The organism is Trichocoleus sp. DQ-U1 (assembly GCF_039961925.1).
GTDB lineage: Bacteria > Cyanobacteriota > Cyanobacteriia > Cyanobacteriales > FACHB-T130 > FACHB-T130.
In genome coordinates this window covers 1-20,732 of the sequence record NZ_JAMPKB010000063.1, presented here as the reverse complement: position 1 = coordinate 20,732, position 20,732 = coordinate 1, and the positions used below count along the sequence as shown (strand labels likewise).

The window sequence follows — 20,732 nt, the reverse complement described above, 5'->3', positions numbered from 1 at the left end:
CAATGGCGACACTAGATGTTGTTGTCACAGCCGCCGAGGTGGGAAATGGCAAACGGCATCGTTTCCTCTCAGACTATACCTTTGCCGTCCGCCAGAGCGAAACCGAGCCAACGCTGTTAAATATCGGTAAAGCCTATTCAGGGTTAACGGATGGGGAAGTCGCTGAACTGTCCGATTGGTTTCGCGCCCACACGTTGCAAGAATTGGCGCATGGGAAGGTGTGTATCGTGGAACCGCGCATTGTTTTGGAAGTGACGTTTGACCGCGTGCAACCCTCAGAGCGACACAATAGTGGTTATGCACTGCGGTTTCCTCGTATTGTGCGTGTGCGAAATGATAAACCTCCTGAAGAAATTGACACCCTGGAGACGGTACGCCGTTTGGCTGCAACTCTGTCTTCTGAACCAGTAACGAACGATTCCGAAGCATTTGTTGACTCTGCCGTACCCTTGGGGAACGCCTCAACCCCCTTTAGCGGGGAGAGCAATCAGATATCTGATGTTGTTGAATTAGGAAACAATAGACCTCCTGCATGAATCATGAGGCATGTGCCAGTTCGTAGTTGAGCAACCCAGCGATCAGATTAAATCGTAAGCCAAACCGCTTTCTACGATTGCGATAACGTCCTGAAAACATGCGGAAAATCTTGAAGCGGCGAATCACATGCTCAACTCGCACTCTCAGTCGTGCCAAGGCTCGATTATGCTGCTTTTCCTCCTGTGGCAAAGGTTGCTTGCGGGGCTTCTTAGTTGGAGTACAAGCTCCCGCATGGCGTTTAGCAAACCCTTGATAGCCTCGGTCAGCTAAGCACAATTGCGACGAGACAAACGGTAATCGACTGCGCTTGAGCAACTTAAAATCATGTGTTGTGCCTGTGTCAATAGCGGTACAAATGATTTGTCCCGTTTCAAACTCCACTAATAGTTGCGCTTTTAGGGTGTGGCACTTCTGCTTGCCACTGTAGTACTGTTTCTGTTTTTTTGGGGGCGTTCGATTTCCATCTCTCCCACATCCACCACCATGACTTTCCGCTCCCAGCCTGGTTGGTACAACTGGCGTTGGCTCGGCAGCCGGAACCTACCACACTTGATCAGTCGGTCTTCTACTTTTCGCACAATCCGTCCAACTGTGGTTTCGTGCAATCCCCAACTCACCCCAATGTGAAACTGACTCCGATATTCTCGCCAATATTCCAATGCCACCAGCAATTGGTCTTCCACGCTCAGTTTGGCTTGTCCACCCCGCCGTCCTTGGCGGTTCATGTGAGGGTGCAACACCCCCACCATCTCAGCAAAGGTACTACGGCTAACTCCAGATAAGCGTTTGAATTCACCCTCCGAAAGCTGTTCTAGCTCGCTGTAAGCCATTTTTTCTCCTCCTCCACTATGCTGCCAGCACCTTCATTGTGCAATCTTCGCTCACCAACTGGCACACACTCTCACTATTTATGCAGGAGGTCTAATATCAACCAGACACCAACCCTAGAAGCAGCGCGTGATACGTTTAAACCTTTTGTTGAACGCATCCAACCGGATAAGTCTGTCGTCGTGCTGCACGACTCGGATGCTGATGGCGTGACGGCGGGAGTTGTGTTGCAGCTAGCGTTGTCACGCACTGGATTTCAGAATGTGACGCTGGTTGCACCGAATCGCGATCGCAATGCTTGGACACCTGCGAACCGGGAACGAGTCATTGCATCTGCACCCGATAGTTTATTCGTTCTCGATTTGGGCAGTCAATCGGAACCCGTAATTGCTGGCGTTCCCACCTGCTTTATCGATCACCATCGTCCAGAAGGAGTTCCACCCGGTGATACCCTGATTAGTGCCTACACCTGGGAACCTATTCCCAACACGTCTTTACTGATTTGGGAATTGTGTTCGTCACTAACAGATGTATCGGATTTAGACTGGATTGCCGCAATTGGTACAGTTAGCGATTTAGGTGAAAAAGCTCCCTTTGAGATGTTGGCAGTTGCTAAAAGTCGGTACACTGCCAAGTATTTGAAAGAGGCATCTGCTCTGATTAACTCGGCACGTCGGGCTTCCCAGTACAATCCAGAAGTAGCAGTAAGAGCATTGCTGACTCATGATAATCCGCGATCGCTAGTTAACTCCAGCACACAGGAAGTCGAACAATTAAGGGAATCGCGGAAAGAGGTGCAGGCAGCGATGGAACAAGCCAAGAAAGCCGCACCCGTCTTTTCTGGCAATGTCGCTTTGGTGCGGGTTAACTCACCTTGTCAAATTCATCCACTGATTGCCCAAAGCTGGCGTACAAGGTTGCCCAAGTATATCGTCATGGTTGCAAATGAGGGATATATTCCTGGGCGCGTCAACTTCAGTGTAAGAACTGCATCGGGAATCAATGTGCTGGATTTTTTGAAAAACGTGGACTTGTCACCCGGAGAGGGAAGCTACGGTCACGGACATGATAGTGCATCTGGGGGCAGCTTGCCTGTTGAGCGATGGAATGAGTTGCTAACTTCCCTTGGGTTTGAGACCAAGGGATTTTAGCTCCTTGTATTTTCCTTCTAACGGCTAAGTAATACTCACAATCTTGAACCCAATTTTAAGCAATTTAATGCAGCAAACAGTCAAATAGTTGGTTAGATGCTCTAGAGCAAAATATCTAAAGGGGTAGATTCTTATTTCTTCGCTTTCCAAGTGCCGCCATAGACATAGAACGGGTTGTTTTGACTCACACTATCCCAACAATGGCGACAAACAAAGCTCCATTGAGCTGACTCGTCATATTTTACCCGGTAGAGTACTGGCTCCAGTTGCTGGCAAAGCGTACACGGTTTTTGACGCGCTCGCATCATCACTCCAATACCCAAATTCCTTGTCAGAACCCATTAAGAACCCTTCTGGTTTTGAGAGTGAAAGCATCCAGAAACGAATTCCCGTTGTTTGATATGTTTGGTTTTGCGCCCACTTACACGCTCGCGCCACATCCTAAAGCTAGACGCTTTCATTTGGAGCCGCATTAAAGCAATCACTTGTTTTTCTTGAAGACCAAACTGTTGTTCGATTGCCTCAAAAGGTGTGCGGTCTTCCCACGCCATCTCAATAATGCGATCAAGGGTTTCAGAATCGAGGTCGGGGAGATTCATTGCAACGAAGTCAGAAATACGGTTGAGTACATACTCATAGGCTAACGTATTAAATTGAGGAGTCCCGGAGCAGCCTTGCCGTGTAACATCATCTTTTTAGGCTATCGGGCGATGCGAACCTATCCTCCCTGGTTGTACAGTGACTTTTTAATTGTTGTGGAGATATATTAGTGTCGTTAAAGCAGCAAAGCTAGACTTAGCTGCTTTTGGGCTTGGAGCCAGGACACGCAATCGTTCGGAGTTGATGATAGGTCGCTCATGCAAACTTTCTTTGCAATCTTGCAGTAGACCGACTTGGCGCGAGCGACACGAATTTGTCTCGATGTCATTTTATTTGGCACTGTACATGTGTGGATGGTGGGATCGTTTGTCCAACTCCTCGGTCATCCAAGCGAAGCACCTAATACTGCTGCTTAACTAGCGATCGCATCATTGCAGCCCAAGTTGAACTGTCACTGTTAAACCCAGCTATCAACGGTAATAACTCGTTTTCGCAGAAACCTGGAATGTGTAATCCAAATCAATTGCGTTGATCTGAATTACTGACACAGCTAGTTCTCCTAAAATTCTTGTTGAACATTGCTACCTTTGTAGGACATAGAGTTCGACTTTGATAAAAGCAGCTCTTGAGGATTCTCCACTGTTTGACTTGAAACGGATAGCCTTGCTGGTGGAACATTCCGCAGTGCTGTAGACAATTGCACTTGGGTTGAAACAGCAGTGAGAAACTCGCTTGAACCACCCATTGTTGTTAATGGCTCTCCGTTGTAAATCGGCACGTTGGCTATCCTGACAATAACCATATCTTGATTACTTTGAACGTACCAATGGCAGACTAGAGATTGGATATATTCGAGTGAATCATCCGCTATCACTCCCGCTTCAACTAAGCCGTCATCAATGTACTTAGTCGCAGCGGCAATGTTGTTATTATCGCGAGCTAAATTCTTCACTCGCCATACATACTCCAGCCAAATTTTTCCTTGAAACTGATACGCTCCTTTACAGTAAGAGGCAATTAGTTCTATCCACTCCCGCTTTTATTTAGCCGAAGCTTGCCAACCGCCTGTACCTTTGCGAATCATCTCGTTGAGCGTTGGAGGTAGAGGAAACTCAAACGTTTCAATTCGATATTCTTGAGGAGAGCTAACAGGTATTGAGTGTTCGTGTCGGGGAGTAACATCAGGTACTGACGAGTTTAACGAGGGAACGGAGAACGCTTCGCTCCTTACCGTTTCCCGTTCCCCATTCCCTAGCCCCTTGTGGGTTGATTGTTGTCCTTGCTGATATTTCAACTCAATTCGGTTGAAATATTCCCGTTCAGTTGGAGTCAAAGTTACGCAACGCTCTAGCGACTGCAAAATGCCTCGGTCGAACGGGTCTAGACTTACGATTTGGGACAACGCTTCTATGCGCGAGTTGATTTCCAGAAGGGACGGCACTTCCTCCAAGGGAAGAGGGGTTAAGTCAGTATGGGGAAAGCTGCGTAGTTCCATCTCCATCGTCTGAACATTTCGCTTCCACACCTTACACCTATTTTCATCCACCGATTCTATACGAGCAGGGCGAGTCATGCCAGTCAGAAAGTTTTGGTGCATAAATCTCTACAAGACCCCCTGGCTTTAGGGTGAGATGATGTGAAAGCAAGTTGGACAAGTCATACTCGTCTTGTAGAGGAAAAAGGAGCGATCGCTCTTTTAACTGTTGCCGATTCTTTAGCAACAACTGGGCTTCGTTGCTCGTGCAAACCTCTCCGCTAGCAATTAACTCTAAAGTCGGGTCGCTCTCTGGGCAACGGGTTTTTGAGTCAGCTTGTAAGCTCCGTCTACGCTTTGATGATTCAAAACACTTCGCAATGCCTTAGCACGAGTAAGGTGTCCGCTCGAAACGGCTTTATCAATCTCATAAACCACTTTAGAGGCTTTGGAGTAAGTTTTCCCCGAACCCAACCCGGCACGTTTCGCCACATGATCGCGAGACTGCCCAAACTGTTCGCAACATCCAGGAAAATTTTCCTGGATGTCTCGACGGGTTCCTTGTCGGCTTTTGGCACTTTCCTGCTCAACTTCCTTCCATAAAGCGCCTTCCCGCACTTTCTGCTCAATCGTTTTCTCCCTGTAAGCATTCTCCAACAGCAGCGCTTCTAGTTCGGCAAGAGCGTCCTTGAACTCTCTAACAATCACGGGAATGCTCAACCACCCGTCCTCAAGAGCTGCTTTCCAGCGCCGATGACCTAATTTTGAGAACGCCAATAATCAATCCATATTTTTTCATTAAGGGATGCTATCGGTTTTAACTTTTCATGCTGATCTAACCTGTCATAAAAAATTGATTGAGTACGAACACTATGATGCATAGCCACAGCAGCACTTTCTAGTTCAGAATAGGAGGCACTAATTTTTTTGAGATTGGTAATATACATTGTTCGTAATTCTTTTGGGGAAACTGGAGTTTGAGCCAATCGCATAAAAATATATCTTATTCTGAGACGAACTGAAGTAACATCCCAAGGAGATTGGTCGTTATCCTGATGTTTGGTAAAGAATTTGTTGTGATTTTTTCCAAGCAGAGGTCGGTACTCTTCCAGCCACTCGTTAATGTAATTGTAAAATTTTTTTCCATTTGGAAACTCTCGATTTGGAACTTCACACCAATATTTCCCGTAAGTATTGCCTGTTTTATAATCTAGCCGATTTAGCCTTAAATACAATTTGGCTTGATCGGGAAAGCTCATCTTTTCCTTGGGAGTAAAGTGAGAACCATCATAATCTCCCCAAACCAAAGTTTTTCCTATCTCAAGTTCCTGATAGGTACGAGACCTATCAGGCGGCATCAAACACATGAAGGCAAGTAGGAGAAAGCGCTGATAGGACCGCACTAAACCGTAAAAATTTCGTTTTTTCCGATTTATGACAGTGGTTTTACCTTTAATTTGAGAATAATTATATTTGTTGTCAACTTCAATTCTAAGCTTATTTAAAACATCAAAAACCTTATCCCAAGGGACATTTTTAACCTCATGAGGGACTGTAGGATCTGTTATTCTTGCAATACGTTGCTCACATTTCCGTTTTTTTCTAAAAATCTCAATAATAGGAATATCGTGATATCCTTCTTTAGGATCGTTGTCCTGTGTAATGTTTTGGTAAAGGTATTTTGCTACATTTATTAAACTCTGTAATCTATTTACCTTCGTTTTAGGATGACCATTTATAAACTTAAAATACTCATCAAATAGCTTAATTCTTTCCTCAGCTAATTCCTTTGCTTCTTTCTCTCTTCTATACTTTTCTGAAAGAAACTCAATCAAGCTGGGGTCTTTATAATCTTCCTGCCTTTCATTTAGTAAAAAGTCTGATGGATTAATGTTCGTATCAATAACTGGAATTAAAGTTTCAAAACATAGTTCTTCCATTGAGAATTGTTTTTCCTCCTTAACATGGTAAAACCAACCCAAGAAACGTAGCATATTTGCATAATCAGTTTCATAAGTAGCAGATCGTATACCCTTAGACTCTGAAAAACTCTTAAATCCTTCTATCTGCTGCTGCAACCTAGGGCTAAGAATATCTCCTTCGATCTTACTGAACATATGGTTAGCAGCAGGGGTTTTTCCACCCAACTTAATGACGGGAAGTCTTTGCCCCTTTGGAAGGTTCATTCTATGAGATTTACCTTCATCTCTCAGCAGGTCTTCTTTCAACAACCAGCCCTGTTTTTCTAACCACGAAATAAATTTATTAAGCGAACACCTGGGAAGACGGCGCTTACTTTTCATAAGATTGAGTTTCTCAAAATACTCTTCTTGGGGAATTTTGGCTTTTTGTAGCTGACTTAAGGTTAAAGATTCTGAAAACTTAAACGCCCTTTCAATTTCCTCTACTGTTGCCCTGTTGCCACGAGGTGGAACTCCTCCTAGTGCTGGAATCAAAAAGCGCACAAAGAAAGATTTAGCTAATGCAACTTCTTGATGATTTAAACTATCTAAGTATAAGAAAAAAATTTCTTTTCCAGTCAATGGAGGTGTTTTATATGAATGAGCTGTTTTGGGTGCCATTTTATACTTCTTCCTTAGATTACCCAAGTCAACTAGATATATGCTGTGATTATACCCTGGTCTTTCAGTTAGATCCTCTTATATTAAACTTCTTATGGAATATCAACTCATGGTATCGAGATGCAAAATTTTATGAGTAACCTGTCAGATGAAGGAGTACCCGACAGTCGCTACCTGTACAGCAACACAATCAACTTTGTATTTTTTGAATATGAAACCCTTTCCAAAGAGATGTGAGTAGATAGTTAAAAAGGTCATAGAGGCATGCAGAGAAGAGTAGCTACAGAAAGAAGGGTTTTACGTACTTTGGCAACCGAGGGTCTTAAGGAAGAGGAAGAGCTAGGTGGTACTATCGCTAATTTGCTCGTTTTCAAGTAACAGTTAACGACGCGATAGCACTATCCAGAGGTAAACGTTTAATAAAACTGTTTAATAGCTATTAAACGCCTCAAAATAGCTCTGTTTACCCCTATAAACTAGACTTGTATACAGCAAGGCTTTGATGCTTATTAAACGCTTCATGACATCTAACCCTGCTTCTCTGTAATTAAAAGCTTTGCTAGGATGATTTTGCTGATCAAGGATTCATTATGAGTAAAGATATACGGCCTGCATATAGACGAAAAAAAATGCACAAAGGTCAAAAATGCATTAGGGGGATTGCCGTAAATAATCGTGGAGGTAAAAAAGAAGACATAACACTTTCTCTTACTCCTGAAGGGCAAGAAATATTAAAAGAACTTGCTACTCAGTTAAATTGTAGTCGCTCAGATACAATAGAAAGATTATTAAGGCTTGCTAATAATCTTTCGGATATTTTTAATGAAATATCTAAAATGGAGTAAATATCAGCCACTTTTTGCCTGATATTAATAACCCTTGATCGCACTCTCCGAACGAAGAAAAAAACTAATTAAAATTAGGCTGATACACAGCTAGCCGAAATTTATGTTGCTCAGATTTGCCAGGGACTGCATTGCATAATAGAAGTATGAATTTAGGGGAATTTTTGTAAATATATCCTTAGTTGTACAATGCCAACATTTTTACTGCTCTATCATTACAAGTGGGCAATACCAACTATTTAAATCCTTTCCTTCTAATCGTACGAAATGCAATCGTCCTGATGCTTCACTAGCTACAATTATTGCTGCATCAGGTGTTACAGCACAGGTTAGCATTTGGCTCTCGCCAGCAAAACAAACAAGTGCTTCTCTCTGTTCTAAATCCTAGATTCAGAGGGTATGATTCCAAGAGGTTGAAATGGCTCGTCGTCCATCTGGCATTAACACTATGCTTCTTACCCAGTCAGTATGACCCGATAGAATATGCAGCAATTTACCTGTTATTAAATCCCAAAGCTTCAATGTGGCATCTGCCGAAGTTAAAACTACCCGCTGTCTATTCATAGTTACCACGACAGCCCCGACATAATCAGCGTGTCCATTTAGCGTGTACAGTATATTGCCCGTTTGTACATTCCAAACCTTTAGCGTAATATTACCCAGCACAGAATTAATTGAACGTACAGCTTCCAAGGTGGAACAAGGAAGCGTTGGCTTACCTGTGGGCGTACAAGTTGCGGCGCGTCACTGGCGTGAGGATATTGTTTTAGCGGTGATGGCAGCAATAGAAGAACATTTCCAACCGCAACCTGACTATCCGGCTCATCCGCCTGTTTAGGATAGAGCAATCGCTCCCCCCTTTCACTTGTCTGTATGAAGCGTTATGAGGGATTGGGTAGAGTTTCCTCCAATTGGGGCATCATCTTTCCGAAGATCGCGCTCCACGTAAAACTTTTTTCTAGTTACTACCGTTTTTTAAGTTACTAGCAGAATTTCGCAAGGGTGAATCAACGGGTTAACCTTAAATTCACAGGGCACTGGTTCATATCAATTAAAACACGATGGCTAGGGAGCGATCGCTAAAGTACCATCCTTGCTGAGATAAAAGGCAAAAGTTTGACGTAGCTTTACTGCTCTCTCAACGTCCCATTGGATCGTCCATATATCGCCCTCACAATATCCTGTCAATAAACACGCTTGTCGAGCTTTTTGTCTTTCGATACCCTCAACCGCTGCGTAGCAATCCAGACATTTATCAAGCGTGTCTAGTGCTAAGTAATCATTCCCAAAATTACACACCCATTCGGGTCTACGTGCATCTGGTCTAGTTTTGTTGGGTTTTCCATAGCTCGGATCTAGCTGCTTTCGTCGCTTCGCCTCACCCATCACAAATTCCATTCCATTCAATCAATCGCAACTCTGAAACTTTGTACCACTCTGCCTCAAGCCCTGGCTTACCTTCCCGCTCAGCCCAACGAACCAGAACCTCGCCAGGTCGAACATCTTGAACATATCCATGCATTGCATAGTTTGCGTTGTATGACTCACGCCCAGCCACGGTGTCAAATATCTGAAACTCAACGACTTCAACTAGGAGCTTTTCAACCTCTATACCTGGTGACAGTTGAGTGGATGATTCTACCTCCGCAACAGGGCGCTCTACATCCCCTCCTTCGATCTCATCTTGTCCAACCTCCTGAGCCTCATTTAGAGGTTTAACATCAGGTTGGACACTAGGTTGGACACCTTCAAAACCATTACTCTCTATAGCTTCTGATTCGCACTGTCCAACCTGTCCGACCACAATGGTGGAAACACCTTCTGCTTGTGCGTATTGATTGAAATTATCTTTCTGGAGGGTAGCTTCTTTTTGAGAAAAGTTTTGAGAAAAAGGTTGGACAGGTTGGACAGCAAAGTCTGAAGACATTGAGGTAGCGCCATTTGAGGGGTGCCCAACCTCATTATCTAAGGTCGGACAAGGTCGGACAGGTCGGACAGTAGAGCGAGTGGGTACCCAGCCGTTAAGTCTGCTTCCTTGCCAGTCCATTTTTCTTCTCTCCCAACCCCAGCGCTTCATAATGACGCCAACCCGCATCTGGCTAGACTTGTCTTGGCGGGATTTGTCCAAGTCCAATGCATTTTGCAGTATTTCAGCGGTCGTGACTTGGGGTAAGTTGCGAACATAATCAAGCACGTACTTCTCCCAAGCATCTGACATATGGAATTCGCTATTAGCTATAGCTGAGAGCGCTTGTTCCTCATCACTCAAATGCCATTGTTCACCCGCTTTGTATGCTGCGACGGCAGAAGCCCAAACCCGATCGCGTTCAGATTCAATCTGATCTGAGTCGATGCGCTTTTCAATCTTGATAGTCCAGAAACGGCGATCGCCTGAATCATCGCTTAGAAATTCATCACGATTTGTTGTTCCCACGATGACTGACTGCCTTAATTTCGTGATGGGTTCACGTCCGTAAGGGGGTCTGTACGTGTCACTTTTGCTGGTCAAGAATGCTTTGACTACATCATCGCCTCGGCGAAGTACCCGCTCCAATTCGCTCCACTCTAGGCACCAAAACCGATGCAGTTTGTCGCGCTCATCCTTGTTTGAGACATCAGACATCGTGTCGTCAAACCAGGTTGCATGCGACTCGCGGACTTTAGAGCCTTGGTGCAAGACTCTGAAGAAAGTGGATTTCTTAAAGCCTTGTTTGCCCTGCAAAATGAGCGATGTGTCATTCTGACAACCGGGCTGATAAATCCGCGCTACAGCCCCAATTAGGTAGCGTTTGAGGTAGATATTTGATAGGTCATCGCTCGTACCAAACCAGCGGGTGGCTAGGTTGTCGATGTCAATCGGGGCGTGTTTCCGAAGGCAATCTTCGAGGTAATCTTTAACAGGGTTGTAAGAGTTAGCTTTGGCAATAACGGTACAAATTGCGATCGCTTGTTCCTTGGGGATATCTTCATCCAATTCAATCCCCAATTGGATTGCGATTGTATCCAGCTCTAGAGGCTTCCCGTCAAGTTCGATAATGTTTTTCAGCTCATTTAGCTTTAGATGGTTCCCCCAATGCTGTTCAATAACTGAGTGGCGGTACTTAGTCTTACTTTTTGACTGAGGAATGTCTTGGTCGATGAATTCATCCGGTACTTTCCATTGCTCTTCAAGCTTTTTGCGGAACGTTTTGGTATCCATATCCAAGGCTTTAGCGATTACACTCCAGAAAAATAGCTCCACGTTTGGCTCATCCTTCAGGTTACGCGCAAAACATCGGGATTGATTCAAAATGTCTTCTTTTCCTTTATCACTGGACAGGTCGCCACTGGCGATGATTTGTTCTGCTGTCCATGTGAAAGCGTGTTTTGCTTCTGCTATGTGTGCATTCTTCCAAGTTTCTATCCCGTGTTTGAGAATAAATTCATCGGGGTCTAAACCGTCAGGGAGCTGAGGAGCAACGTATGGACTAATGCCTGCATCCAATAAGAGTTTGATGCAAGAACCAATTCCAGCTTTTCCAGCTTCATCAGGGTCTAACGCAATAGTCACTCGCTCTACTTTCTGTCGCATCAGCGTTTGTACTTGATCCTTCGAGAGCATTGCGGCGGCGCAAGCGACAACCCTTGTGTCGCCCTGCTGATGAGCTATCGCAGCATCCGTAATGCCTTCAACTAAGATCAATTCCTTGTGGTGATCGCGAATGGCTCGGTTTAGCAGGTAAGGTGACTCTTTGGTATGTAACCATTCTCCGCTTTCATCTTTGGGATTAAACAGAGCATACTTCTTTGGATTCCCTGTTGCGTCAGCCCATGTCTTACTTTGATGCCCGTAGAGTGTCAGTGGTTGACCATAAGAATTAGCCCAAGGAAAGGTCATGTAACCTTCCCACTTTTTGGACAACACACCGATTTGCTGAGCAAGTTCCAGGTCTAATCCCTTGGCTTGCAAGACTTCCTTGACTTCCTTGACGGAGGGATATAGACCGATTCCAAACTCTTTCAGTCCCGTTTCCGTAAACCCTCTTTCCTCAATTAGATGCTTTCTTGCTGCATCCCCTCTGGCAGTCCAAAGTATCTCAGCACAATAGCCTGAAACTTCTTTCAGAATTGTTTGCCGTGTCTCGCGTCTCCGTGCTTGTTTGATTTGTTCAGGGGTCCATTCACGTTCAGGGAACGGGACACCCGCTAAACTAAACAGCTCTTTGACTGTATCAATCCAATCTTGACCTCTAGGATTCTCATAGTGCCCTACCTTTTGGCTGTAAAGATACTTGATTGGATCGCCTGATTCTTGACCGTTGTGAGAATCCAGAAAGCGCAAGTTGTCAAAGACAGCAAAACTGGTACCCGATTTGCTTTCACCCCACAGTGGATTACCTCGTAAGCAGTTACCCCCCCGCTTGAAATTGTGACCCCCCCAACTGTAAATTTCTTCTGGCGACAAGCACGGGTAAACTTCGCTCTCTAAAATCTGAATTAAATCAATAGACTGAGCGGATTTAGTTTTTGGCGGTTCTTTGGCTGCCCCTTGCTTCTGGTTGTTAGGGGAGACGGGTGCAGACTTGATTCGGATGGTTGTTGACGGTAATTTTGACATGAACGGGTTCCTCACTTTTGATGAGGCAGTCACCCGCCAAAAATTTTTAATCCAATAGAAAAGTTCCGGCGTCTACCGGCGTTCTTCATCAACCACTCCCCGAATTTCACTTAAATTTGGTTGGTCTGTTTGGCATGGGTAGCAGGCTCTTTCGGAACTACCCCTACACTTCATGGACAATTACCGGGAGTCAGGGTACCATGAGTGTATTCAAAAAATTACTTTGGGTTGGTGAGTTATTTTTTGCTGCCGGTAACTTCGGTTCTTTCAAATGAACCAAGTTTTAGCGAGTAACTTACCTCCTTTTTTTTTGCTGATTTTTGGGCTGATTTTTCAGTCATTTAAATGACTGAAATAAGTATCCACTAAGGGATATATTCTTTAACTTGATACAAAGGTACAATCGTCTTTATACTACGCCTTGGCTTTATTTGTAAAGGTCGAATAATTTGCGATGTTAATGCCCGTTGCCATTATGGCGAGTTGAAAGTAGATATTCCCAGATGCGTCTGATTTCAACTTGATTTTCAACTATCACTGCTCTGTCTCTATCTGCGTTCACTTGCGACACCCTCAATGCTTGTTGATGCAGTCGGGCAATATCCAGCAGTTCAGACGTTACGCGCTGTAAGTCTGTAACTGTGGCAGTGTTCGTCTGTTGTTGATTTCTCAACTGAGCGATCGCTTCTGCATGAGCTTCAAGCCTCTGGTCAATTTCGTCTAATTTTTCTGGGGTCATAGGTTTCGGTGGACTCGCTGATTATTCCTCTTTGCCAACAGTAGGCGAAGGGGTTGCTTTTTGATTCTGGTGTTCAACCTCCTCTAATCGCTCTTTTAAAAGGATTCTGACCTTTTTGGATAGCGATAATTCTTTCCATGCAGAATCAGAGCGGGCATGTTCTATGCGCTCTCTTAAGCCTTCTAAGTTAACTGGGACACGGTTTGCCATGTCCATAAGTTTAGCCTCTCTGATACATAAAGAGTTCGCTTAAATTTAGTTTTTTTAACTTGAATTGAAGTGATTCACCTTGAGTTACTTATACTATCGTAGCAGACGTTGCAAGGACAACCCTTTCGGCGCACCGAAATGTTTACTTTTCCGTCTGTTGCTGAGAGTGCCATATGGTACTCACAGACGGAACTTCCAGCATCACCGTGGTAACGGGACTTAGACATTTTATAGCTCCTTTAGGGGCTGAAAACCTTTCTGAGCAAGGAAAAGAGGTCGGCGACTAAAAAATGCCTGAAACCCTTGTGAATACTGAATTTATGCTCTTTTAAGCTGAAACTCCTTTTGTGTCCAGGTTTGAAGCCATTTTTTTGTCAGTTTTTGTCTAAGTTCCGGAATGCGGATTGGATTTCGGTCTTCACCACAATATCAGTGTCAAATGCCAAGTCAACGGGCCGTCCTGAGGTAACGAAAGGTTATAAGGTCGGTATCAGAGTCCGTTTCTTTTACTGACTCTTCCGATCCACCTTGAGCGATCGCTGAAGGTGAGTAAAGTTGCTGTGCAAAGTGCGGCGGTACGCTATAACCTAGAAGCGAACCCGCCACATTGATTGATTCGGGTAAGTAATACCAGTGAGGGAAACCTTGAAGCCGCGCTGCTGCTTCCACCGTTAATCTCTTAACCGTGCCATCAGAACACCACAAATCAATAAACCGACTGCGAACCCCTTGCCTCTGATCTGTAAAGATGGCTCTCTTAATCGTCCAGATTGGCTCCGTGGGTTCCCTCAGTTTCGGAAAAGAGTTCCTATACCCGATTCGCTCAATCAAGAGAGCTGGAACGTCTGGACAAATCGCCAGCTTCTCCTCAAGTGCCTTCTGTTGATTTGGGAGAAGTTGAGATGGGGGCAGCGACGGGATTAAATCTTTAACAAACTCATACCACCCCACCTGGCCTTGCTTAGGTGGTAGTCCGGGCGCTTTTCCCCTTGCGGCTTTGACAATCAATCGCTTTCGAGACTGAGGAACCCCATAATCTGCTGCATCTAGCACGGCGGCGGTTATCTGATATCCCAGCGCTACAAGCTCATCCTGAATAATCTGCCATGATTCGGATTTTTCGTACCGCGATACGTTCTCCAGCGTGAAACATTTGGGCTGCAATACCCGTATCGCAGTGGCTACAGCAGTTGCTGCTTCCCGGTCTACTGATTGCTCGGTACCGTTTCCCAGCGCATTACTAAAGTTTGAGCAGACTGGAGAAGCGTGTAAATAATCCGGCTGGGGGAATCCGGGAAAACTACCATCAGCGAGTTCTTGAACTGTTTGTTGAACGACCTTCGTGCCATAGGGTTTAAAGTTCAGCAATAACGAGGCAGCAAGTGCGGCAGAGAGTTCGGTTCGACTGGGGTCGCATTCCACACTTAAGACGGGTCTAACACCAGCCATGACCATTCCAGCTTCTACACCACCGCCTCCAGCAAACAGTACAACAGCCGTTGGAGCATCATCCGGTAGGGTGGGAGCATGACCCAAATATTTGAGTACCTTTTGGCGTTTTTGACCGTCAGCAGTTTTATAAGTTTCGACCAGGTAACGGTAAGGTTGGCCTTTAATAATTTTAGTTCGGATAAACATGAACGGAGTGCCTAACTCTGGGGCTATGTTAGGCATTCTATTCATCAGTTGGGTTCGTGTCAATGTAACTGGAGTGCCTAACTGTAGGATTATATTAGGCACTCTATACGACGGATGCCGATTCAACTGAAACATAGTTCCAGCTCTTCGGTGGTATCTGAAGGCCGTGAAACTAGAATTTGAGTCACAGGACTGAAATATGCTTCTAGAAAGCTATTTTCTTACGGAGTTATTTCTAGCGAACTAATCGATGGAGAGAGATCGCTATGCTATCCCAAGCGAACTCAGATACACGTTTGTTGTCATGGCAGTGTTAACCCGTTAAAAACTCTCAAAAATCTATTCACTCATCGTCGCGTTCGGGTGTTAGCGCTCGCTCTGGTTGCGCTATCATGCTACAGATGCTGCCTGACCACACCCAAAACTTCCAGCATCACCGTGGTAATTGGCACCAGTCGCCCCACGGTTGTGTAGTGATTGTTTCCTACAGGGGTTGTCGTTGAGCGTTCCCGAAACCGATTCATGGTGATGCGAAACCAGTCTCGCGTTTTGGGCATTGGCAATTTATATAGAAGCCGAGTGTTCACGAAGTAGTAAAACAGCCAGTTTGCCTCGGTGTACAGGAAACAGCCCATCGTTCCTTTTTCTAGATTGCTGTGGGTTTCAAAAAAGAAGTTGTTAGTCCTATTCCAGCGATCACCTTTGACTTCTACCAAAACTTCACCCTTCTGGGTTGTCCAAATTAAGTCAATATCTCGACTCTGAAAAGTTGGGTCATCCTCAACATTAATGACGCTAATGGTTTCTGGTTGAGCGCATAGCCAAGCATCTATGTCAGCAGCAGCTTGTGAAGCCACTTCCAGCCCATCGTTCATGCTGTAGCTCATCGCTTTATCTCTCGTACTAGGCAAAGCATATTCGGTTACTGCTGCATTTCAACCCTAGCACTGGTGTTGTTGAAGACATCCACTAGATGAGCTGTGCCTACACTCAGAAAACTTGTGCCAATTGGCATACTCATGGCAGGCCACGACACTCTTGCAACTACATCTGTGGCTTTACTTGTTGATTGGGTACTTCAGGACAGCGCTCAACCCGTTCTAGTTGGTAGCCTTGCTTTTCTAGCTGTTCCACAAATTCATTCGGGTCTGAGTTAGTTTCTGGTTGTGGTGATGGTTGTGCTAAGTGCCTGACTTGCTTGAGTTTAGCTTTCCGTCCCATTGGCTTGTTCTCTTTGTAGCTGTGCAATCAATTTGTTCAGCGCTTTCTACGTTGGCTTTTATCTAGGTGTCTGCTTCTCTAACTTTAGTGGAAAGGATGTGATCGCTCACTTCTCCTCCACTGGTTCATCAAAATTACGTTTTTCCCCGCAGATATCTTCAATCGCACCGATTACCTCTTCCCATTCTGGCTCGGTTTCTGGTGGCTTGTCTTGTAAAAGCCCCACCAATCGCATCAGTTTCAAAGCTTGGAATGGCTCTTCTCCTGCCTCTAGGAGTTGGCGTTCTAAAGTTGGATTGTAGTTTTTGGCTGTGAGTGCAGCATACTCGGTGTCACTAATGCCGAGGTCGTAGATGGGTGGCTCTGTCATCGTTTGGAGTTATTTATGTAAGACATCCTTTGACTGTAACCAAATTCCTCGATGCTCAGAACGGGCAATTTCTTCAGCTTGAATGATTCCCGCTCGATTTAAACAACCAGATGAATAGGGGCTGTAGTGGTAAGCCAGTCCAGCCATCACCATTTCTTCATTGAGAAACTTCTCTTCGTCTGGGTTGCTTGCATTAGCACTGACAAATACCTCACCAATCATTCGATTCGAGTGATCGCGTCCGGTGGGGATGACAATTACTGCGCCTTCGGCTTGCTCAACGAGTCCCTTGAGATAGTTTCGGGATTCGACGGCTAGGGAGTCCGGTACATCAATCCCGCATAAACGTAGTTTCTCCTTCTTCCAGCCAGCGGTGACAATCATGCTTTCACCCGTTAAAACCTGTTGAACTTTCCAATTCTCGGATTGGGGTAAGGATGGGTTGCGGTTGGCTGTAATCTTGGCAGGATAACGAGGTGGGGCTGCATCAGTGCTGTCGTAATCGGGTCGGGCTTGAAGCGTTTGTTGCCATTGCTGGTAGACAATCAACCCAATCATGGCGGCGATCGCCATAAAAGGCAGGGCATGAATCAGGTGTTGAGCTTTGAAGGGTTGCATAGCCTTACTATATCCATCGCGCTTTCTTTCTTTAGGCATCCAGCTACTTTCTTCCAGGTATATTGAGGGGTAATCAAGTTACTGTCCTTTGCAATTGCGCTCCCAAACCGAGTTTCGGGACTATTCCACCACAGATGCTTTGCGGCTGTTTCTCCTTGGTAGCAAGCTGGCTCACTTCCCCTGCCAAGTGGTTGTAAAACCGAGGATATCTGTATCCCGCTGACTTGTTGATGTATATATTTATTCACAAATACAAAAGTGAAACTACAACTAAAACTTGATGAATGTAGAACAACAAGTTAACTCTGCTTATCCAGAAAATTTATTTGTAAATATTTTTTACCTACACTGAAGTTCTGCATAAAAGTCAAGAAAAAGCCTGACTAATATTTGTAAGCTTTAAATTGAGGAAGTTTAAAATGGCTAATATCAATATTCCTGACTTACATCCTGTTAATTCCGAAATGTTTGTTGAGCTGTTGTCTGAAGAACAAGCTGCTATTGTTGGAGGTGGTCTTTTGGGAAAAATAGCTGGGGGAATTCTCGGAGCTGCGGCAGGAGCTGCGGCAGGTTGGCCTAGTGGTCCTGGTGTAGTAGGGGGAATTATTGTTGGAGCTGGTGTTGGAGCTGGAATTGGAGATGGAATTGAAAAATCCATAAAAAATTAGTGGACTGAAATTACAGCTAGGCTCTAATAGGAAAAATCAATAGCATCCCAAGTAGTTAATTGCATATTTCAGAGATGAACCGTTAACCTCGCCAGCCACAGGGCGAGGTTTGTTGTTGTATTTGGTATGAAATTGAGACAGGTGAGTAGCAACCGAGCCAAAACATACGCTAAGCCTAACTTTGCCGCCAAAGAAAGTGGATTAGTAGTTGTGGAAATACTTCAACCCTTGAGAACCCCGTAGACGAAACTATCTAACATTGCTGAATTAAGAACATTTTCGGCAAAGTAACCGATTTTAAAAACTTATCATTTTGGCGTTTTAATGGGTCTGGGTTTCTCAGAATTGTTTGACTTTGCCTCTAGTAGGATTAACCCTGGTTTTCTCCCGTTCATTTCAGAGTTGCGAAACACGTATACCCCTAAGAACTTAATAGCAGCGCTCAATGTTAATTTTTTTTACTTCACATAATTTCTTAACCTTTTTTCCTGAGTAATTAGTAGATGTGGCTGACATGGCAAATATGAAACTTAGTCATTTACTCTCTTTTAGCTCACTTATACCAGGACTACTGATTGCTCAATCTCCTGCAATAGCTGTTCCGGGCTGGGCACAGACATCGAGACATTTAAATGTACATCCTAGCTCATGTACGAGTTACGTTAAAGACGCCATCCTAAAGGTGACAGGCAGCACAGCTACTTTCGATGCCATCTCCAATACTACCTTTTTGATGACAGCATACCCGCAAGGAACAACGGGAGTTTTCATGTACTGCGTCAGCAATCCAAAACCAGTTTGCAAAGGCCCAACATCAACCTTGTTGGTCGTCGCTTTCAGCGATAATGGTTCGGGAGAAGCTGAAATTTGGAGAGATGCATTAAACAACGCAGTTGGCGACCCTGTCTACATCGACTGCGGAACCAATACCATTGAAGTTCCCTAAAAAATCTGGTTATAGCTTTTCAGTTTTTTAGAAAAAGGCGTTGTCATGACATGCTTTCAGTTGCCATCTATTTTTTGTAGTGTTGCAATTGTTGCCTTACCTGGAATTGCTTCTGCTGGGCCAATGGAATCTATGTATCCTTTAGTGGCAAAAAATTCTAATCCCGTTTGTTATGTGCAACTAGATAATGGAAGCACTTTGGACTTGTCTAGAATTTGTGGCTTTGAAGAAAACTATTACAGTTCTGTCAATAGCCCCTTAAACATTTCAGGCGGTAGCTTAAGTGTTTCTAGCAGTTCTAGTCTGTGCATGAATCCGGAAGATAGAGCTACCAATGGTTCGCGTTGTGGAGCTAGCTCCCCTAGTGTTCGACTAAGGGAAAACCCAGGGAATATAGTTAATAGTTCTAGTGGAAGTTTAGGAGTGAGTTCTAGTGGAGGCCGAAAATCGAGAAATTGATTAGGTAAAAAAAACTCAACTCAAAACTGAGCGGTAGTTTATGAGGTGAAATGAACAGTAGATACTATTGGCGAAGTCAAAACAATCGCCTAACCGCCTCGATATCTTGTAGCCGAATTCAACTAAATTTGAAGATTTCAGGAATTTTCCAACATATTGGATACTACTCACCCCTCTACATTGCGGATTTTTTCTAGGAAGTGTAATTCCCAAAAAAAATGTGTCAATCGACATTTCTAAAGCGGTTGCGGCTTCTGATGTTGATTTAGGGTGCAATATTGCCGATAAATTGTCTGAATATTGCACCCTAAACTTTTAGGGTGCAATAATCAAGGTTATGGCTGATTATTTGCACCCTAAATGCCATGCCGAGAAAAAACCCCTCTGACTTCTCCCCCAAAGAAGGCAAAATGGAACCGGGATGAACTCAAAGAGATGAAAGCGATTATCGACGGGTTACTACAGGCAATGGAACCGATACCGGAGCCGATTGAGGAGGCAGCGTTCCCTAATCAGGGTCGGGGACGTAACGGCAGTATTGGTTACTTGGAAGAAAAGATAATTAATGGCTGTGGTCCCTATCGATATCTACGCTATTGGAGAGCAGGGAAGCGAAAGTCTGTTTATGTAGGCAAGGTAGAGAGTCCGTGCAATTAATTAGAAAAGCCTTGATGTAAAAATCGGACTTTTTTGGGGCGTCCTCTTTATGGGCATTTAATCTTGATATAAACATTGAAGCCTTTCGCCTTGACAAGTTTTTGAGGCATTTTACACTTATGATGAATCTGGCTCGGTTGAAAACTTTAGCAGCTACGCTTGTTTTAGTCTTATTGCTTCAGGGATGCCCGATTCAGGAGCCATCTTCAACAACACAAAGACCAACGCCGCCAGCCCCAACCGCCACTCCCAAACCATCACCTTCCTCAACGAGCATTCACCTCAAATTAGGCAATCCGAGTAACGCCATCAGCAGCGTTGCGAATCCTGATAACTACCTGATGGTGAAGCCTCAGTATGCGTTGTCTTACAACAAAAGTAAGGGAACTGCAAACTGGGCTAGCTGGCAGCTGAACCAATTGTGGTTAGGGAACACTGACCGCCAAGACAACTTTCGCCCTGACCCAACACTCCCCGCTGGTTGGGAGAAGGTGACGCCAACGATGTATTCAGGATCTGGATATGACCGGGGGCACATCGTTCCATCTGCTGACCGTACTCGGAGTGTAGAGGATAACGCCGCCACATTTGT

24 protein-coding genes are annotated in these 20,732 nt (G+C 44.6%); 8 read left to right on the top strand and 16 right to left on the bottom strand.

Translation table 11 applies throughout. The features are described from left to right. Positions 1-2: 2 nt before the first annotated feature. The gene (locus NDI34_RS21395; RefSeq protein ID WP_348233777.1) at positions 3-536 is read left to right on the top strand and encodes a hypothetical protein; all 534 of its coding nucleotides are present in this window, start codon (positions 3-5) and stop codon (positions 534-536) included. 1 nt (position 537) lies between these two features. Here the strand turns inward: NDI34_RS21395 and NDI34_RS21390 are convergent. Then, positions 538-1,367 (bottom strand): IS5 family transposase gene (locus NDI34_RS21390; protein ID WP_348233765.1). Its coding sequence is split into 2 segments (ribosomal slippage): positions 538-983 and positions 983-1,367, totalling 831 coding nucleotides; the frame shifts between segments, so codons are not numbered across the junction. An 18-nt stretch (positions 1,368-1,385) separates the two neighbouring features. Between NDI34_RS21390 and NDI34_RS21385 the strand changes: the two genes are divergently transcribed. Next, a complete protein-coding gene (locus tag NDI34_RS21385; RefSeq protein ID WP_348233764.1) occupies positions 1,386-2,516 on the top strand; it encodes a DHHA1 domain-containing protein in 1,131 nt (376 codons plus the stop codon). A gap of 131 nt (positions 2,517-2,647) precedes the next feature. On the opposite strand, the gene NDI34_RS21380 is transcribed toward NDI34_RS21385, so the two are convergent. From NDI34_RS21380 to NDI34_RS21355, 6 genes are all read right to left on the bottom strand, one after another. Next, positions 2,648-2,824 (bottom strand): hypothetical protein, encoded by a 177-nt coding sequence (locus NDI34_RS21380; RefSeq protein WP_348233763.1) that lies wholly within the window; start codon positions 2,822-2,824, stop codon positions 2,648-2,650. Positions 2,825-2,857: 33 nt separating this feature from the next. Further along, a complete protein-coding gene (locus NDI34_RS21375) occupies positions 2,858-3,115 on the bottom strand; it encodes a TIGR03643 family protein (protein ID WP_348233762.1) in 258 nt (85 codons plus the stop codon). A 560-nt stretch (positions 3,116-3,675) separates the two neighbouring features. Further along, on the bottom strand, positions 3,676-4,068 hold the full coding sequence (locus NDI34_RS21370) for a hypothetical protein (protein ID WP_348233761.1): 393 nt from the start codon (positions 4,066-4,068) through the stop codon (positions 3,676-3,678). An 87-nt stretch (positions 4,069-4,155) separates the two neighbouring features. Beyond that, on the bottom strand, positions 4,156-4,713 hold the full coding sequence (locus tag NDI34_RS21365; protein WP_348233760.1) for a hypothetical protein: 558 nt from the start codon (positions 4,711-4,713) through the stop codon (positions 4,156-4,158). Positions 4,714-4,884: 171 nt separating this feature from the next. Next, positions 4,885-5,367: a ParB N-terminal domain-containing protein gene (locus NDI34_RS21360; RefSeq protein WP_348233759.1), complete on the bottom strand. Its 483-nt coding sequence runs from the start codon at positions 5,365-5,367 to the stop codon at positions 4,885-4,887. Beyond that, positions 5,349-7,172, bottom strand: a complete 1,824-nt coding sequence (locus tag NDI34_RS21355) for a hypothetical protein (protein WP_348233758.1) — start codon at positions 7,170-7,172, stop codon at positions 5,349-5,351. The genes NDI34_RS21360 and NDI34_RS21355 overlap by 19 nt, the downstream gene beginning before the upstream one ends. Before the next feature lie 590 nt (positions 7,173-7,762). Between NDI34_RS21355 and NDI34_RS21350 the strand changes: the two genes are divergently transcribed. Together NDI34_RS21350 and NDI34_RS21345 are read left to right on the top strand one after the other, a co-directional pair. After that, a complete protein-coding gene (locus NDI34_RS21350; protein ID WP_348233757.1) occupies positions 7,763-8,017 on the top strand; it encodes a hypothetical protein in 255 nt (84 codons plus the stop codon). A gap of 694 nt (positions 8,018-8,711) precedes the next feature. Then, positions 8,712-8,855 carry a hypothetical protein gene (locus NDI34_RS21345; RefSeq protein ID WP_348233756.1) on the top strand — a complete coding sequence of 48 codons (144 nt, stop codon included), beginning with the start codon at positions 8,712-8,714 and terminating at the stop codon, positions 8,853-8,855. Positions 8,856-9,082: 227 nt separating this feature from the next. Here NDI34_RS21345 and NDI34_RS21340 read toward each other — a convergent pair whose 3' ends face one another. The 9 genes from NDI34_RS21340 to NDI34_RS21300 form a co-directional block, all read right to left on the bottom strand. Further along, entirely contained in the window at positions 9,083-9,424 is a 342-nt protein-coding gene (locus NDI34_RS21340) for a hypothetical protein (RefSeq protein WP_348233755.1), read from the bottom strand. Next, positions 9,396-12,614 carry a VapE domain-containing protein gene (locus NDI34_RS21335; protein ID WP_348233754.1) on the bottom strand — a complete coding sequence of 1,073 codons (3,219 nt, stop codon included), beginning with the start codon at positions 12,612-12,614 and terminating at the stop codon, positions 9,396-9,398. The genes NDI34_RS21340 and NDI34_RS21335 overlap by 29 nt, the downstream gene beginning before the upstream one ends. A 457-nt stretch (positions 12,615-13,071) precedes the next feature. After that, on the bottom strand, positions 13,072-13,353 hold the full coding sequence (locus NDI34_RS21330; protein WP_348233753.1) for a hypothetical protein: 282 nt from the start codon (positions 13,351-13,353) through the stop codon (positions 13,072-13,074). Positions 13,354-13,374: 21 nt separating this feature from the next. After that, positions 13,375-13,569 carry a hypothetical protein gene (locus NDI34_RS21325; RefSeq protein WP_348233752.1) on the bottom strand — a complete coding sequence of 65 codons (195 nt, stop codon included), beginning with the start codon at positions 13,567-13,569 and terminating at the stop codon, positions 13,375-13,377. Positions 13,570-14,010: 441 nt separating this feature from the next. Next, a complete protein-coding gene (locus NDI34_RS21320) occupies positions 14,011-15,237 on the bottom strand; it encodes a DNA cytosine methyltransferase (protein ID WP_348233751.1) in 1,227 nt (408 codons plus the stop codon). 359 nt (positions 15,238-15,596) lie between these two features. After that, positions 15,597-16,088, bottom strand: coding sequence for a hypothetical protein (locus NDI34_RS21315; protein WP_348233750.1), 492 nt, complete (start codon positions 16,086-16,088; stop codon positions 15,597-15,599). Between the two features lie 157 nt (positions 16,089-16,245). Then, positions 16,246-16,422 (bottom strand): hypothetical protein, encoded by a 177-nt coding sequence (locus tag NDI34_RS21310; protein WP_348233749.1) that lies wholly within the window; start codon positions 16,420-16,422, stop codon positions 16,246-16,248. Positions 16,423-16,528: 106 nt separating this feature from the next. Further along, positions 16,529-16,792, bottom strand: coding sequence for a hypothetical protein (locus NDI34_RS21305; RefSeq protein WP_348233748.1), 264 nt, complete (start codon positions 16,790-16,792; stop codon positions 16,529-16,531). Between the two features lie 9 nt (positions 16,793-16,801). Then, positions 16,802-17,449: a thermonuclease family protein gene (locus NDI34_RS21300; protein ID WP_348233747.1), complete on the bottom strand. Its 648-nt coding sequence runs from the start codon at positions 17,447-17,449 to the stop codon at positions 16,802-16,804. Between the two features lie 380 nt (positions 17,450-17,829). Between NDI34_RS21300 and NDI34_RS21295 the strand changes: the two genes are divergently transcribed. From NDI34_RS21295 to NDI34_RS21280, 4 genes are all read left to right on the top strand, one after another. Then, positions 17,830-18,078, top strand: coding sequence for a hypothetical protein (locus tag NDI34_RS21295; RefSeq protein WP_348233746.1), 249 nt, complete (start codon positions 17,830-17,832; stop codon positions 18,076-18,078). Positions 18,079-18,592: 514 nt separating this feature from the next. Then, positions 18,593-19,024, top strand: coding sequence for a hypothetical protein (locus tag NDI34_RS21290; RefSeq protein WP_348233745.1), 432 nt, complete (start codon positions 18,593-18,595; stop codon positions 19,022-19,024). Between the two features lie 819 nt (positions 19,025-19,843). Next, positions 19,844-20,140, top strand: a complete 297-nt coding sequence (locus tag NDI34_RS21285) for a hypothetical protein (RefSeq protein ID WP_348233744.1) — start codon at positions 19,844-19,846, stop codon at positions 20,138-20,140. A 119-nt stretch (positions 20,141-20,259) separates the two neighbouring features. Next, the coding region (locus NDI34_RS21280; RefSeq protein ID WP_348233743.1) for a DNA/RNA non-specific endonuclease at positions 20,260-20,732 on the top strand (473 nt) is incomplete at its 3' end.